10 protein-coding genes are annotated in these 15,917 nt (G+C 59.4%); 8 read left to right on the top strand and 2 right to left on the bottom strand.

The features are described from left to right. Positions 1-1,624, top strand: a 1,624-nt coding sequence (locus ACWI8T_RS04520) for an FAD-dependent oxidoreductase (protein WP_449138104.1), incomplete at its 5' end; no start/stop codon positions are given. Between the two features lie 404 nt (positions 1,625-2,028). On the opposite strand, the gene ACWI8T_RS04525 is transcribed toward ACWI8T_RS04520, so the two are convergent. Together ACWI8T_RS04525 and ppk1 are read right to left on the bottom strand one after the other, a co-directional pair. Then, entirely contained in the window at positions 2,029-2,811 is a 783-nt protein-coding gene (locus tag ACWI8T_RS04525) for an IclR family transcriptional regulator (protein ID WP_449138105.1), read from the bottom strand. A gap of 139 nt (positions 2,812-2,950) precedes the next feature. Further along, positions 2,951-5,674 carry a polyphosphate kinase 1 gene (ppk1, locus tag ACWI8T_RS04530; RefSeq protein ID WP_449138106.1) on the bottom strand — a complete coding sequence of 908 codons (2,724 nt, stop codon included), beginning with the start codon at positions 5,672-5,674 and terminating at the stop codon, positions 2,951-2,953. A gap of 561 nt (positions 5,675-6,235) precedes the next feature. Between ppk1 and ACWI8T_RS04535 the strand changes: the two genes are divergently transcribed. The 7 genes from ACWI8T_RS04535 to purH all read left to right on the top strand — a co-directional run. Continuing rightward, entirely contained in the window at positions 6,236-7,894 is a 1,659-nt protein-coding gene (locus ACWI8T_RS04535; protein WP_114615217.1) for a polyphosphate--AMP phosphotransferase, read from the top strand. A 280-nt stretch (positions 7,895-8,174) separates the two neighbouring features. Further along, positions 8,175-9,176 (top strand): class B sortase, encoded by a 1,002-nt coding sequence (gene srtB / locus ACWI8T_RS04540; protein ID WP_449138107.1) that lies wholly within the window; start codon positions 8,175-8,177, stop codon positions 9,174-9,176. A 258-nt stretch (positions 9,177-9,434) separates the two neighbouring features. Continuing rightward, on the top strand, positions 9,435-10,880 hold the full coding sequence (purF, locus tag ACWI8T_RS04545; RefSeq protein WP_294376937.1) for an amidophosphoribosyltransferase: 1,446 nt from the start codon (positions 9,435-9,437) through the stop codon (positions 10,878-10,880). Positions 10,881-11,051: 171 nt separating this feature from the next. After that, positions 11,052-12,101, top strand: a complete 1,050-nt coding sequence (gene purM / locus ACWI8T_RS04550) for a phosphoribosylformylglycinamidine cyclo-ligase (RefSeq protein ID WP_449138108.1) — start codon at positions 11,052-11,054, stop codon at positions 12,099-12,101. A gap of 327 nt (positions 12,102-12,428) precedes the next feature. Beyond that, positions 12,429-13,046 carry a phosphoribosylglycinamide formyltransferase gene (gene purN / locus ACWI8T_RS04555; protein WP_449138109.1) on the top strand — a complete coding sequence of 206 codons (618 nt, stop codon included), beginning with the start codon at positions 12,429-12,431 and terminating at the stop codon, positions 13,044-13,046. Between the two features lie 153 nt (positions 13,047-13,199). Then, positions 13,200-14,192, top strand: a complete 993-nt coding sequence (locus ACWI8T_RS04560; RefSeq protein WP_449138111.1) for an XdhC family protein — start codon at positions 13,200-13,202, stop codon at positions 14,190-14,192. A gap of 139 nt (positions 14,193-14,331) precedes the next feature. Continuing rightward, positions 14,332-15,917, top strand: a 1,586-nt coding sequence (purH, locus tag ACWI8T_RS04565) for a bifunctional phosphoribosylaminoimidazolecarboxamide formyltransferase/IMP cyclohydrolase (protein WP_449138110.1), incomplete at its 3' end; no start/stop codon positions are given.

Here is a 15,917-nt window from a genome sequence, read left to right on the forward strand (position 1 = left end):
GCGGAGGGGCCTGGTGAGGGATGAGGAGGACGTCATGAGCGCAATCACCGAACAAGGCATGTCTCGCCGTAATTTCCTGGCCGGTATGGCTGGCGTTGCTGGCTTGGCTGCGGCTGGTTTGGCCGGCTGCTCGCCTGCGGGCGGCGGAAAGGAGGCTTCAGGTTCCGCTGCTTCCAGTTTGCCCGAGAAGTGGGACGGCGAGTACGACGTTATCGTATGCGGTGGCGGCGGATCGGGCCTCACGGCTGCGTATTCCGCACTTGAAAACGGCGCCGAAAAGGTGCTCGTGCTCGAAAAGGCCGCAGCATGCGGCGGCACCACGGCGCTTGCCGAAGGCGCGGTGCAGGCGAGCGGAACGCAGTGGCAAAAGGAAATCGCCGGTGTGACCGACGACTCGGCAGAGCTGCATAAGAAGTTCTGGCTCACCGACGCGGAGGGCATCGTGAAGGAAGACCTCGTCGAGTGCATGGCGAAAAACGCGCCCGACAATCTGAAGTGGATGGCCGATAGCTTCAACATTACGTTCAGCAACGTGTTCGGCTGCTATCCCACGCCGTACATGAAAGACGAGTACATGCGCGACCGCATCCACTTGATTACCGATGCGTCTGATGAAACCAAGACCGGCGGTGTGGTGTGGACCACGAACGCGCAGAAGGCCGTTGAGGAAAAGGGCGGCGAGATTCAGACGAACACCGAAGTGACCGACATCTATCAGGATGAAACGGGCACCGTGGTGGGTGTTGCCGCTGGCAAGAAGAATTACAAGGCCAACAAGGGCGTTGTGTTCGCGATGGCGTCTATCGACCATAACGAAGAGATGGCGTTCCGCTATGACCAGCAGCAATACTGGGATCTGAAGACCCAGTTCGTGGCAACGGCCGAAACCAACACGGGCGACGGCATTCGTATCGGCATGGCCCATGGCGCCGATTCCGCCTTCCATGGCGCGGTCGACCTTATTCTGCAAACCTGGAGCTACACAAACAACCAGAACCCCGAGATTCCGTATATCCTCATCGATCAGCGTGGCAACCGTTTCGTTCGCGAAGATACCACGTATGCGTTCCATTGCCGTGCAATGTTCAATGCGGCCATGGCTCAGGGTGGCATTGATGGCTGCACCTATATGCTTATGGATTCCAAGATGACCACCGCAGATGCGAAGTGCGCATGGAGCGATAATGCGAAAGACGGTGCGAAGGCTCGCGAGGCTGCGCTTGCCGATGGCTCTATGGTGCAGGCCGACACGCTCGAAGGTTTGGCCGAGAAGCTCGGCATGTCGGGCACGAATCTCAAGGCGACCGTCGATGCGTGGAATGCTGCGTGCGCCGCGGGCGAGGACGCTGCATATGGCCGCAAGGTTCAGCTTACCGCCCTCGATACCGCGCCGTATTACGCCTGGAAGACGCAGAACACCAACATCGGTTCCATTGGCGGCCTGATCATCGACACCGATGCTCGAATCCTCGATGTTGACGGCAATCCGATTCCTCACCTGTATGGCGGCGGCGTGAATACTGCCGGTTGGCTTGGCCCCTACTATCCTGGTTCGGGCACGTGCCTGCAGGGTGCCCTGAATTGGGGCCGCATCGCAGGCGCAAGCGCAGCCGCGTCGAAGTAGGACAGGGACCTGTTAAATGCTCGTAGCATTTAACAGGTCTGAACTCCTCAAAGCCTCTGCGTTGTGTGCTCGTGCGTTAAACGTTCGTACCGTGCCATATACGAGCCAATCACCGCCCGCATAACGTGCCGCTATCTCACAAAAGCCTGTTAAACGCTACGAGCATTTAACAGGCTTGAGCACAACCCCGTCGACCCATCCTCCCCGGTCGGCGGGGTTTCTGTTTTGATAAAGAATCTTTCGCGCCAAATGTCAGCGAGTGGCAAGCTGGCGAGTGCAGTCCGCGCGAAAAGCAAGGCGATGCGTACTTTGGCACGCGAGCCGCAGCTTGAACTCGAAATGCGCCGCCAGCTTGCCGTGCAGCGTCGAGTGTTTTCGCCGTTCGGAAGAACGGCGAAACTAATCTACATCACATAGCCCATGGAAAGCGAGATGTTGCGGGCGGCTTTCACGACGGAATGCGCCATGGTTTCGAATTCGCTTTCAGGCATGTCGGCGTTCGAGCCGCTCACGCCTACGGCGGCAATGGCGTCGCCCGAGAAATCGAAGATGGGCGCCGCGAGGCAGCGATGATTCGCCTCGGATTCCTCGCAATCGACGGCCCATCCGCGACGACGCACGCCATGCAGATATTTCAGGAACTCTTGTTTGTTCGTGATGGTGTTGGCCGTGTGCGCCTCAAACGTGAATCCGTAGAGCGTTTCTTCCAGCTCGTCGGCGGAAAGGCATGCGAGCAGGCATTTTCCCATAGAGGAGCAGTGCGCGGGATAGCGTTTGCCTACGCGCGTGAATAGTTCGTCGGCCCTGTTGGTGGCTTCTTTCGAAATAATAGAGACGAACGGCCCGTCGAGCACGCCTAAGTACGCGGGCAGTTTCAGCTCGCGCTCAAGCGCGGCAAGGTGCGGCTTGGCTTCGACCTGCAGTTCGAGCGAATTGATGTGGTAACTCAGCATGCTGAAAAGCTTCGGTCCAATCGCGTAGGTGCCATTGAGCGTTTTCGTGACGTAATCGCGTTCGAGCATGGTGGCCAAAATGCGGTGCACGGTCGACTTACTCATGGCGGTTTGCGTTGCGAGCGCCGAAAGGCCCATAGGCTCGCGCGATTGAGCGAGCGTTTCGAGCAGATCGAATGCCCTCTCGAGCACCTGCACGTTTCCCGTTTTCGGTTTCTCTGGCGAATCTCCCATAATCCCCTCCTCGTCAAAGAGACGAAAATACTATACGCCCGCACGGCGCCATGAGCTGCTGAAACCTGGGTGAAAAATGAGCCCCCGCAATAAAACGAGGGCCCAGCATCAATCTATCGTTGCATGCGTTTCGAGCGGCTTACCTGCCGAAAAGGCGGGCAAAGAAGCCCTTTTTCTTCGGTGTAGGGGCAGGCTGCGGCTTTTTTGTTTGTGTGGCGGCAGGCGCGGCGCAAGCGGTAGGCATCTTGGCCTCGATGGAAACCTTCGCGTCTTCCTTCTTGGGCTCATCGTCGATGGCGATTTCGAGAGGTGCTTTTTCCAAGGAAGCGGGATTCGCCTCGACGGCAGCATGCCTTCCCTTGGTCTCGGTTTCGGCCTGGGGCTCGGTTTTGGCTTCGCTCTCGCTTGCGGTCTCAGCCTCGGTTTCGACGGTGGCTTTGCTTTCAGCGGTGGGCTCGCTTTCGCTCCCCTCGCTCTGTTCGATTTCCTCAGCGGTCACGAAATCTTCCTTGGCGTCTTCTGCCATATCGGCCATGGCGGAAGAAAGCGTGGGCGCGGTTGCAGGGGTGCCGCTCACTGCTGCGTCGACGAACTGGGGAGACGTCAGGCCGGTAGCGCGGGCGCGTTCGGCGGCGATATAGGCCTCTTTGATGAGGTGGTCTTGCGCGTCGAACGGGTTGCGGCCCTCGGGAACGAAGGCGCACAGGTCGGTAAACGTGCCGTCGCTTTGCAGCTCGCGCAGCTTCGCGGTGTCAGAGAGCATGGTCGTGAAGTAGTCGAGCACGCGGGCGCGCAGTGCGGGATCGTTTACCGGCCAGGCGATTTCCACGCGTTTATCCAGGTTGCGCGTCATAAGGTCGGCGCTCGAAAGGAATACCGTGGTTTCGTCGCCTACGCCGAACGCGTAGATGCGCGAATGCTCGAGCAGGCGGCCAACCACGCTTACGATGCGAATGTTCTCGGTTTTGCCGGGAATGCCGGGAACCAGGCACGAAATGCCGCGTACCAGCATGGTGATTTTCACGCCCGCGCGGCTTGCTTCGGTAAGCTTTTCAATCATATCGCGATCGGTGATCGCGTTGCTCTTCATAAGGATGCGAGCGGGCTTGCCGGCTTTCGCCTTCGCGATTTCGCCGTCGATGGCCTCGCACATGCGCGGCTTGATCATGAGCGGCGCTACACGCAGCTCCTTGTAGTCGCTCGACGCGCTTTCAAGCTGCATGCTGCGGAAGAAGCGCGCGGCGTCCTGGCCAACTACGGGGTCGGCGGTAATCATGGAAAGGTCGGTGTAGAGCTTGGCGGTTTTCTCGTTGTAATTGCCCGTGCCGAGCTGCGTGATGAACTGCAGGCCGCCTTCGCTGCGGCGCGTGATGGCGCAGATCTTCGAGTGCACCTTGTAGTCGTGGAAGCCGTAGATGATGTTGCATCCGGCCTGCTCAAAGCGCTGGGACCACTCGATGTTGTTGCTCTCGTCGAAACGCGCACGCAGCTCGAACAATGCGGTCACGTCTTTGCCGTTTTCAGCTGCGGTAATAAGGGCCTCGGCCAGGCGCGATTGGCTTGCCAGGCGGTACAGCGTGATTTTGATGCTCACGACGTCGGGGTCGACCGCGGCTTCCTGGAGCAGCTTCACGAATGCGTCCATGGTTTCATACGGGTAAGAGAGCAGCACATCGTGGCGAAGCACCTGGTCGGTGATGCGCTCTTTGCGCGAAAGCGATGCGGGCCATTGCGGGCTTGCCGGTTCGTCCATGAGCGGCTCGGCGATTGCTTTGGGGGCCTTGCCCATGAGGGCGAACGCGTAGCCCATGTCGAGCGGCATGCCAACGGTGTAGGCCTGCTGCTTCTTCAGGCCGAGCTTTTCGCGCAGGAATTTATCGGTTGTGTATGACAGCGGGCGCTCGCTTTCGAGGCGAACGGGAGCCAGGCGGCCGCGCTTCTTCAAGATGCGCTGCATATGGCTGCGGAAGTCCTCATCGTATTCGTCGGATTCTTCGGCCGTATCGAGATCGGCGTTGCGCGTGACCTGAATCACGTTGGCGTATTTCACTGGATACATCTCGAAAATTTTGTCGGCGACCATCTCGAGCGCGTGTTCGAGCAGAATAAACGAGTATTTGTCGTTTTCGCCCGTGAGCTCAATCATGCGCGGGCAGTTGCGAGGCATGGGGATGATGCCCATGAGTACGTTTTCGGCCGCTTTGGCGCGCGCGGCTTTGCGCTCGGCTTTGGTGGCGTTTTCGGGCAGCGTTTCGGCTTCGGCTTCCTCATCGAGGCGCACGGCGATATAGAGTGCGCCGTTTTCCAAGTGAGGGAACGGGTGCGTTGCGTTAATGATCTGGGGCGACACGAGCGGCAGCACGTTGCAGTCCAGATAATCCATGAGTTCTCTGTGCTGGGCGGGCGTGAGCTCGTCGGGGTAGAGCTGGTGGATGCCTGCATCATCGAGCAGGTGGCGCGTTTGGCGGAAATCTTCGGCTGCGATGGGTGTGAGTTCGCGCACGCGCGCATACACGGCATCGAGCTGTTCGCGTGGCGTCATGCCGGTCTTCGAGTCGAACACCATTTCTTTCGCGAGCTCAAGGTCGGTAAGGCTGCCGACGCGCACCATGAAGAATTCCTGTAAGTTGCTGCGCCAGATAGAGATGAATTTCAGGCGCTCAAGCAAGGGAACGTGCGGGTCGATGGATTGGTCGAGCACGCGCTTGTTGAACTCGAGCCATGAAAGCTCACGGTTCTGCATATAGGACTTGTGCGCCGGGCGTACGATTTTTTTCTCGAGACGATCGGCCTTCGGCTTCTTGGCCTTTTTCGTGTCGTCTACCTCTGCGACAGTGGCCTTTGCTTCGTTTTCCTCACCCATGATATTCCTCCCTCATGTGCATCGAGAACAGGGGAAATGCACCAAATCGCATAGATATGGGGCGTATTCTCCTGAAAAAGCGCATCAGCTACTAACCATTATACCGATAAGCAGATGCTATGAATTTGCACAAACCCAAGGCTTTGCACCGATTTAGCGAAAGGCGCCTTGCGGGGTGCGAGTGGGAGAATGCTGGGGAGCGGACGAATGCCGAGGGCGGCTGCGAGGCGCATGCATGCATGCTGCGAGAGGTGCCGATGTGCTCAACGCTACGAGCATTCGACATGTGCTAAATGCTCGTAGCGTTGAGCACATCGGTGTATGTTCGACACGTTTAAGGGCGGAATGGGCGTGGAATGGGCGCGGCGGGGAAACTGGATTCGGCGTGCGTGCGGCGCGAAGATTCGTTTTGGCTCACGGGCGACAGGCAAGCTTGTCTCAAGCGCCTGCGTAAAGCCCGCAACGACGTGTAAACAGTTGCACGAAATGTCCGTTGCCGCCTCGCCTGTGGGCGACGTTGACGCATAATTGGGCCAACGCACAATGTGAAAGGGGATTCATATGCTGGAACAAGTTGATCTTTCGGCGAAAATGTCGAAAGAAGAATACAAGCCCCTGCACGACGAACTTATTGCGAAACTCGTAGTGCTGCAGCAAGAGGCCCGCAAGAAGGGCGTGGGCGTCGTTGCATTGTTCGAAGGCTGGAACGGCGCGGGCAAGGGGAGCCGCATCGGCGATTTGGTCTACGAACTCGACGCGCGCGCGACGCACATGCATGTGCTGTCGAATTTCGATGAGGAAGGCGCGGCCCGTTTCCGCGACATGGGCTCGGGCGTTACCGGCTTCGAGCCGCTCATGCAGGAATTCTGGCAGGCGCTTGGCCCTCGCGGCGACATGACGCTGTACGAACGCGGGTGGTACACGGCGGCCGCACGTCGTTTGGTGTACACCGATTCCGAGGCGAATCATGCGGCCCACCTGCAGGCTTACAGGCGCGCCGTGAGCGAGTTCGAGCGACAGCTTTCCGCCGATGGCTACGTGGTGCTGAAGTTTTTTGTCCACATTTCGAAGGACGTACAGAAGAAGCGCCTGAAGGGCCTTCACGACAATCCCGATACCGCGTGGCGCGTGAGCGACGAAGAGCTCGCCACCGTGAAGGACTACGACGAGATTTACGCGCGCTATGATGAGCTTTTGCGCAATACCGATTTCGATTTCGCGCGTTGGACCATGGTCAACGGCGAGGACAAGCGTTCCGCGAACATCGCAATTGCCAAGGCGCTCGTGCGTGCCCTGGAGCGCGCGCTTGCGAGCGGTCCCGATGCTGCCGCCGAAGCCGCCGCTGCGAAGGCTGCCGCCAACAGTGCCGGCGCTCTTGACCAGGCAGATCCGCGCGACCGCACGCCCGAAGAGACCGAGCGCGTGATGGCTGCTGCTCGCGCACAGGCTGCCGAGCAGGCCGAAGAGGCGCCGCTGCATTCGCGCTTCACCATCGTGAAGAACCCGCCGCGTTTGGCCGATATCGACCATACGCTCGCGCTTGCCAGGGAAGAATATCAGGAAGCGCTTAAGCGCGAACAGAAGCGTTTCGCCGAGCTTGAGCTGAAAATGTACCTGGCCCGCGTTCCGCTTATGGTTCTGTATGAAGGCGATGACGCGGCTGGCAAAGGCGGCAACATCAAGCGTGTGGCGCAGGCTATCGACCCGCGCGCTTACACCATCTTTCCCAGCCCAGCGCCCACGAAAGTCGAGCTTGCGCATCCGCACCTGTGGCGCTACTGGACGCGCCTGCCGCGTGCTGGCCATGTGGGGATTTACGACCGCAGCTGGTATGGCCGCGTGCTTGTTGAGCGTGTTGAAGGTTTCGCGAGCCCCGCGGAATGGAGCCGCGCCTACGACGAGATCAACGAATTCGAGGGCGAGCTTGAGGCATGGGGAGCGCTGTTGTTGAAATTCTGGGTTGCGGTAAGCCCCGAGGAGCAGCTCAATCGTTTCAACGACCGCCAGAACAACCCCGACAAGCAATGGAAAATCACGCCGGAAGATTGGCGCAATCGCGACAAGCACCCGCAATACGACGCCGCCGTCGACGATATGTTCCGCCTTACGAGCACGCCGTATGCTCCGTGGCGCATTCTTGAGTCCACGAACAAATACTACGCGCGCGTGAAGGCGTTGAAGATCATCAACGACGAGCTCGAAAAGCGCTTGGGGCTGTAGCTGCGCTCGCGTTTTTGTTCAAAATGGGCCCCGAATGTGGCACGCGAACGCCCTTGGTGGAACGTTCGGAAAGAAAACCCCAGGTCGCATACTTTGTGACCTGGGGTTTTGCGTGTAAGGTTAGGCGCAACGTGTCCTGACCGCTTGTGAAACAGGGCTCGTATGCCACATTCGACATGCTTTTTGAACAGAATGCCCAGCGTGCCGCCTTCGTGAAAAAAAGGCGCACTGGGCAGGTGTTCCTTTGTGCTGCTGCGCCCTTTCTTCTATAGTGGGCAGCATGAATACGAACAAGCAAAATCCCTATCGCGCGAACTCGACGCAGGGGCCCGCTCAGCAGGGTGGGTTCGTTCCTGCGCGCCCTGCGCAACCTCGTCATGCCGCAAATCCCTATTCCGCCAACGCTCGCGGTTCGGCGCGGCCGTCGACGCAAAACGCCGCCGACTACTCCCGTGCCAATTACGGTTCGAACATGGGCGGCGGCAAGCACGGCCGCGGCGGCAAGCATGGCGGTTCGGGAAAGAGCCGCGTGTGGACGATCGTTCTTATCATTGCCGCAATTGTGCTTGCGGTTTCGCTCGGCGTGCTTGGCGTTATTGGCTATGGCTATTGGCACGGCACGAAGGTCTACGATGACATTTCCGCGACATCGGGCTTGGCGAAAGAGGAAACCGCGCTCGCCGATATGACGGTGAACTGGGATGCGCTGCGCGAGCAGAACGAAGACGTCGTCGGATGGGTGTACATGCCGGGCACAAGTATCGACTACCCTATCGTGCAGGGCGAAAATGACGAGGAATACCTGCAGAAAGACTTCACGGGCAGTACAAGTGGCCTGGTGCACAAGGGCACCATTTTCCTTTCCGCCGACAACGCGGGCGATTTCTCCGATTCGAACAGCTTCATCTACGGCCACAACATGAACGATGAAACTATGTTCGCGCACATTCTGGCTATGACTGACCAGGCGACGTTTGATGCCGCGCGCACGTTCTATATTTTGACGCCTACGCAGAACTACCGATGCCGCACCTATGCGCTCGATGTTGTGAAGAATACGGAAACGAACATCTTGCAGCCGAACTTCGCCGATGAAGCGGCCATGCGCTCGTATATGACGGCGCGCATCAACGATTCCGCGGTAAGCGCGCCGACCGATGTCGATTTGGCGTCGGTAACGAAGCTGTTCACGCTCATCACGTGCGGCGACGACTACGCGAACACGCGTGCGGTGCTTTGTGGTGGCTGCGTCGAGCAGGCGACGCCCGCGAACGCGGAATAGGTCTCGAACCGCGCACAACTGAAAACCGGAGGTAACTGGAAATAGCTCCTCATTGAAAAGGCGGGCCTTGGTCTCAAAACAGGCTCGCCTTTTGCGTATCTATTGATTGGACCCTCGACCACTCACCCGTTGGTTTCGTTTGTGTATACGTGCTTTTCCGCCCCACGGCGTGCGCGCGATGGTACCATGCGAGTATCTGGCCAATTTTGGCCAAGCATCGAGCGTGTTCGAACGTTTTCCGACAAGGGGGAATACCGGGTGGCAACGTCAATCTTTCCCGGCGAGAAGCCAGATCGGCTTGAAGAAGAGTGCGCGGTGTTTGGAGTGTACTCCACCACCGACGATGTCGCGAGGCTGACCTGCTTTGGCTTGCAGGCCCTGCAGCATCGCGGCCAAGAAAGCGCCGGCATTGCGGTGGGCGATGGCGACACCGTAACGGTTACGAAAGACTTGGGCTTGGTTACCCAGGTATTCAACGAAAGCGCGCTCGCTGCGTTGCGCGGTGAAGTGGCCGTGGGCCATTGCCGCTATTCCACGAGCGGCGGCATGGGCAACTGGACAAGCGCCCAGCCTCACATGTCGGCCATCGACGAGGTACTCATCGCGCTTGCGCACAACGGCACGCTTGTGAACACGAACCGCATCCGCGCCGACCTTATTAGCAAGGGCGTCGAATTCCGCAGCAACACCGACTCGGAAGTCGCGTGCCAGGTCATTGGCTATTACACGCGCGAAACCCATCATCTTACCGAGGGCATCAAAACCGCCATGGAGATGATCGACGGCGCTTACGCCATGGTGCTCGCAAGCCCCACGGCGCTCTATGCCTTCCGCGACCCGCACGGCATTCGTCCGCTGTGCTTGGGCAAGCTGCCCGATGATCGCGGCTGGGTCGTTTCCAGCGAAACCTGCGGCCTCGATATCGTGGGCGCGGAATTCGTGCGCGATGTGCGCCCGGGCGAAATCATCCGCATCAACGACACGGGCATCTCGACGCTGCAGGCCATCGAACCCCAAGAGCCGCGCGGCTGCATTTTCGAATATGTCTATTTCGCACGCCCCGACTCGGTTATCGATGGGCAAAGCGTCTACCAGGCCCGTCGCAAAATGGGCCGCATCCTTGCGCGTGAAGCTCCGGTCGAGGCCGACCTGGTGCTCGGCGTGCCCGACTCGGGTGTGCCCGGTGCGCTTGGCTACTCTGAGGCGAGCGGCATCGAATTCACCGACGGCATCGTGAAGAACCGCTACGTCGGCCGCACGTTCATCCAGCCCACGCAGGAAATGCGCCAAATGGGCATTCGCATCAAGCTCAACCCGCTGCCGAGCGTCATTGCGGGCAAGCGACTGGTCGTCATCGACGACTCCATCGTGCGCGGCAACACGTCGAAGAAGCTCGTCGACATGCTTCGTTCGGCCGGCGCGGCGGAAATCCATTTCCGCATCGTGAGCCCCGAGGTTATGTGGCCGTGCTTCTATGGCATCGACACCGCCAACCAAGACCAGCTCATCGCCGCAAACATGACCAACGAGGAAATGTGCGAGTTCATCGGTTGCGATTCGCTCGAGTTCATCTCGCTCGATGGCCTGCGCGAAGCTGTGGGCGATGCGCACAGCAAAACGTTCTGCGAGGCCTGCTTCACGGGCGAATATCCCGTTGCGCTGCCCGATTCCATCACGAAGAACGCGTTTTTGAAGAAGAGCTAACCTGTTGCGCCCGTGCTCCTCTTAAGGTGCGGGCGCTTCCGGTTTTCGATGGGGCAAGGGGCCTTCCCTTTGTCCCGCTTTTATTTCAGATGCAAGAGACATTGCATGAGGTTGAAAATGGGAAAGGGGATTGCCCCTTCGCCCGTCAATGAATAGACAGGAGTCTTACCCATGGCAGAAATCACTTACGCCGACGCGGGCGTCGATATCGAAGAGGGCGCGGCTGCGGTCGACGCCATTAAAGACGCCGTGCATTCCACGTATCGTCCCGAGGTCGTGGGCGATATCGGAGGCTTCGGCGGCTTGTTCTCTGCGGCGGCATTCAAGGGCATGGAAGAGCCGCTTATGGTTTCGGGCACCGACGGCGTGGGCACGAAGCTCAAGGTCGCCCAGCTCATCGGCAAGCATGACACCGTGGGTCTCGACCTGGTCGCCATGTGCGTGAACGATATTCTGGCGTGCGGCGCCGAGCCCCTGTTCTTCCTGGACTATATCGCCATTGGCAAGCTGAAGAAGGAACATGTCGCCAAGGTTGTGGGCGGCATCGCGGAAGGCTGCCGTCAGGCGGGTTGCGCGCTTATCGGCGGCGAAATGGCCGAGCACCCCGGCGTTATGGATCCCGACGATTACGACCTGTCGGGCTTCACCGTGGGCGTTGTCGATCGCCCGAAGATGATCGGCCCCGACGGCGTTGTGGAAGGCGACGTGCTCGTGGGCCTGCGTTCGAGCGGCTTCCATTCCAACGGCTATTCGCTCGTGCGCAAGGTGCTCGTTGAGGGCAAAACCGCCGAAGAGCTCGCGACCCCCGTGGCCGAACTCAATGGCGAAACGCTTGGCGATGCCCTTATCGCACCCACCCGTATTTACGTGAAGCCCGTGCTCAATTGCCTGCGCAATCTGCCGGGCGACGTGCATGCCCTGGCGCACATCACGGGCGGCGGCATTACCGAAAACCTCAACCGCGCGCTTCCTGAAACCATGGACGCCCTGGTCAATAAAGATGCATGGGAAGTTCCCGCCATCATCAAGATGGGCATTGAGGCCGCCGGTCTTACCGAGGAGCAGGCGCTCAAGACCTTCAACATGGGCATCGGCATGGTGCTCATCGTTGATGCGGCGCGCGTCGACGCTGTGATGGATGAGCTGGCGAAGTCGGGCGAAGAGCCGGTCGTTATCGGCAAGATCGTCGAAGGCGCTGGCGTGGTTCGCTACGCCGAATAAAGCAAAGGAGCGGGTCGGGAAAAGCCTGGCCCGCTTTCTGTTTTCGTCCCGTTGCCCGGTCCGACGAGGTGCCCGGAAGGGGCCGCTCGAACCACGGCGGGCTGTTGTTCGCGCCTGGCCGTTCGGGGTTTCTCCGAAACCTCGCGCGGCTACCGCTTCTCCTTCTCGGGGTTTCGCCATGTGCTCGCCTGATTGCGCTTCATTTTGAAAAGAAGAGCAAGCATGAGCGCAGGTGGTCTCACGCAAGCCCGTTCGAGCGCGGCAGGGGCGAAACGTTGCGGGCGCCAAGCAGCGCGGCTTTTATTTGCACCTGGAAAGGATTTGAATATGACTCAACCTTTGAAAATCGGCGTTTTGCTTTCCGGTTCGGGCACGAACCTACAGGCGCTCATTGGCGATATCGCCGCAGGCGCGCTGAATGCGGAAATCGTTCAGGTGGTTTCTTCGCGCCCCGATGCGTACGGAATCGAACGCGCGCAGGCTGCGGGTATTCCGGTGCTCGTTATGAACAAAACGCTGTATGCCGATGCGGAAGCCGCCGACGCCCAAATTGTCGAGGCGCTGCAGGCAGCTGGTGCTGAGTACATCGTTATGGCTGGTTACATGCGCAAGGTGACCCCGGTTATGCTGCGTGCTTTTCCGAATCGCGTGCTGAATTTGCACCCCGCGCTGCTGCCTTCGTTCAAGGGCGCGCATGCTATTCGCGATGCTTTCGAGGCGGGCGTGAAGGTGACGGGTGTGACCGTGCATTTCGCCAATGAAGATTACGACAAGGGCCCCATCGTTGCGCAGCGCGCGGTAGAGGTTGCGGAAGACGACACGCTCGAGGCGCTCGAGGCGAAGATCCACGAGGTCGAACACGTGCTGTACCCGCAGGCCGTGCAGCTGATTGCCGAAGGCCGCGTGTCGGTCGACGAAGAATCGGGCCGCGTGCACATCAAATAACTCGATACGTGAGGGCGAGGTGGGGTTTGCCGCCTCGCCCTTCCTGGTATTGGTGCTTTCTGAACCGCACGCCGTCGCTTGTCGCGTTTCATTTGCGGGCGGAATACGATGCGGGGTAGGTGGTGGCGTTTTAATGAGAGGTTTGTGGTGCGTATGGTAACGGCAGAATTTCTGCGCTCGCTCGCGGCGGATGTTGCTGCAGGCAGGCCGGCTGAGCTTTCTTTTGACGACTTTCCGTGTTTCACGGCTAAGGCGCTCGAGGGCCGCGCGCATGTGACGCCTGCAGCGCTCGCGGAAATCTCGGCTGGCCTCACGCCTGCCGATGCGTGCGTGTTCGAACGCGCGGCCAAGGCGATCGATGAAGGCGACCTTGCCTGGATTGGCTTCAAATACGTGTACGACGCGTCCGCTGCCTGCGAAAACGTCGACAACGAAGTCACGAAGAAGTATGGCGACGTGGGTTCGGGCTGCGGTGATTCGTTTGTGTTCTTCTGCAACGACGCAAAGGAAATCGTGTGCGGTCGCGAGTATTCCCCGCGCGATATTTTCCAAATGAAAGACGCCACGCGTGGTCCCGCCATGCATACAGAGCAGTTCGATGGCCTTACATGGCTCGCCGTTCCGCTGTTCGACAAGGTGCGCGTGTGGCTTTTGGGCGCTTCCGACGCGTCGGCAGAAGTTGCCGCGCTTGCGCACCATGTGGGCTTCGATGTCGTGGCGGTCGACTACGACCCTGCATACATTTCGGAAGAGCGTTTCCCGAATGCTCGTCGCGTGCTGCTCGGCGGCGGCAACTTCGATGAGCTTTCAAACATCGCCGCGAACCCTGCCGATTATGCATGCGTGCTTACGCGCGGGCATATGTTCGATCCCGAGGCGTGCGTGTGGTCTATCAGGAACAATTTGCACTATACAGGCATGATGGGGTGCAAGGGTAAAAACGATACCGTACATGACCTGGTGTTATCAAAGGGCGGTACCGAAGAAGGGTGGGAGCGCATCAAGCGCCCCATTGGTTTGAAGTTTGGCGCCAAAACGCCCGCCGAGCTTGCTATCGCCATTGTTGCCGAGCTTGTCGACGAGCGATATAAGCAGAATTATTCGGAAGCCGCGCGCGCGAAGCACGATTCGAATTTGGGTCGATAGCGCGCATTTCGGCTTCGCCGCATGATGTGGCGCTCCCGATGCATGTCTTTTTCGCCCGCTTGCGTCGATGTCGCGACTTGCGGGCGATTCGGCTGATAAGGTAAACAAAAGTCAACGGAAGGAAAACGGAGGAGGAAACGTGACTAACCCCCAGGTTAAACGCGTTCTGGTTTCTGTGACCGACAAAACGGGCGTGGTTGAGTTCGCGCGCGCTTTGCACGAGGAATTCGGAGCTGAGATTATTTCGACCGGCGGCACCGCGAAGGTGATTGCCGAAGCGGGCGTTGATGTGACGCCCATCGATGCGGTGACGAATTTCCCTGAAATGATGGACGGCCGCGTGAAGACGCTGCACCCCATGGTGCACGGCGGCCTGCTCGCGAAGCGCGACAATGCCAAGCACATGGCCGAAGCCGAAGAGCACGGCATCAAGATGATCGACATGGTGGTCGTGAACCTGTATGCCTTCGAAAAGACGGTTGCCTCGGGCGCCGATTTCGGCACCTGCATCGAGAACATCGACATTGGAGGCCCGTCGATGCTGCGCAGCGCCGCGAAGAATTTCGAGAGCGTCGCCGTGGTCACCGAGCCTTCCACCTACGATGCCATTCTTGAGGAAATGCGCGCCAACGACGGCGCCACCACGCGCGAGACGCGTGCGAAGCTCGCGCTGAAGGTGTTCGAAACCACGAACGCCTACGATGGTGCGATTGCCGCTTGGATGGACGAGCAGCTCAATGGCAAGGCCGATTTCAGCGAGAAAACGCCCGAGGTCATCGACCTTCACCTCGAGAAGCAGCAGGACCTGCGCTATGGCGAAAACCCGCATCAGAGCGCTGCGTTCTATCGCCTGCCCAATGCCGACGCACATAGCCTTGTGAATGCCGAACAGCTCAACGGCAAGGAACTTTCCTACAACAATATTCTCGATACCGATGCGTGCTGGACGCTTGCTCGCGAGTTCGACGAGCCTGCCGTGGTTATTCTGAAGCATCAGAATCCCTGCGGTTCGGCTACGGCCGCCACGGTCGCCGAGGCTTACGACAAGGCGTTCGCGTGCGACCCGAAGAGCGCTTTTGGCGGCATTATTGCGGCAAACGTCGAGGTTTCGCTCGAGATGATCGAGCACATGAACGCGAACAAGCAGTTCGTCGAGGTCATCATTGCCCCGAGCTTCGAGCCCGCCGCGCTCGAGCTTCTGCAGGCGAAGAAGAACCTGCGCGTCCTGCGTACCGGCGGCGTGGACGCACCGGTTCGCGTTGAGTACCGCTCGGTCGACGGCGGCATTTTGGCTCAAACTGCTGACGCTGTGACCGAAACGCCTGATGAATTCACCGTTCCTACCAAGCGCAAGCCCACCGACGAGGAAATGGATGAGCTGCTGTTCGCGTGGAAGGTGTGCAAGGGCGTGAAGTCCAACGCCATCCTCATCTCCAAGAACCATGCGGGCATTGGCATGGGCCCTGGCCAGCCGAACCGCGTCGACTCGGGTCGCTTGGCCGGCGAGCGCGCGCTTGAGGCGTGCGAGCGCATGGGCCTTGAGCCGAAGAATCTGGTTGCCGCGTCCGACGCCTTCTTCCCGTTCCGCGACAACATCGATGCGCTGGCAAGCTTTGGCGTTACCGCCATCATCCAGCCCGGCGGCTCCATCCGCGACGAGGAGAGCATCGAGGCGTGCGACGAGCACGGCATCGCCATGGTGTTCACGGGGCATCGCCACTTCCG

The sequence above is a fragment of the Slackia sp. genome (assembly GCF_977041755.1).